At 42.4% G+C, this 509-nt stretch carries 1 protein-coding gene; it reads right to left on the reverse strand.

What is annotated here, in order from left to right; translation table 11 throughout:
* On the reverse strand, positions 1-226 hold a 226-nt coding region (locus FBT53_RS16010; protein WP_136952186.1), incomplete at its 3' end, for a transposase.
* Positions 227-509: the final 283 nt, after the last annotated feature.

Consider the following 509-nt stretch of genomic DNA (forward strand, 5'->3'; position numbering starts at 1 on the left):
AGCGCATGCGATTCATATAGCCATAAAGGTAAAGTTTGAGCAAATCGGCAGGGTTGTAAGGAGGTCTTCCTTGTGAGGCCAAAGTTTTAAAACCGAGTTCACTCAAATCCAAAGAGTTGACAAAGGCATCAATGGCCCTGACGGTGTTTTGTTGACCGACCATATCATCCAAACAGCTACGGTAAAGGGTAAGTTGCGAGCGGTCTTGTCCTTGTTGGTATTCCATACATTAAGTTACGAAATATCACCAAGGTGACAAAGTAAATTGAGGTGATAAAAAGTGGGTTTTGAGACAGTCTGACGGTCGCGGCTATGAGTAGTTGCGTGGTTTAGCACTTAACTTTGCAAGTATGCACCAAACTGAAAATCCGCGAGGATTTTCAGAAGTATGCGAGAACAAGCAATTACTTATAGCCATTGTGCCTGTTGCACAAGTTAACGAAAAAACCATATAGGGTAAAGACGATCTTAACGTTGGGGCGTTAACTTTAGGTATGCAGGGAAAAAAG

The sequence above is a fragment of the Flavobacterium sp. ASW18X genome, from assembly GCF_005144745.1.
GTDB lineage: Bacteria > Bacteroidota > Bacteroidia > Flavobacteriales > Flavobacteriaceae > Croceivirga.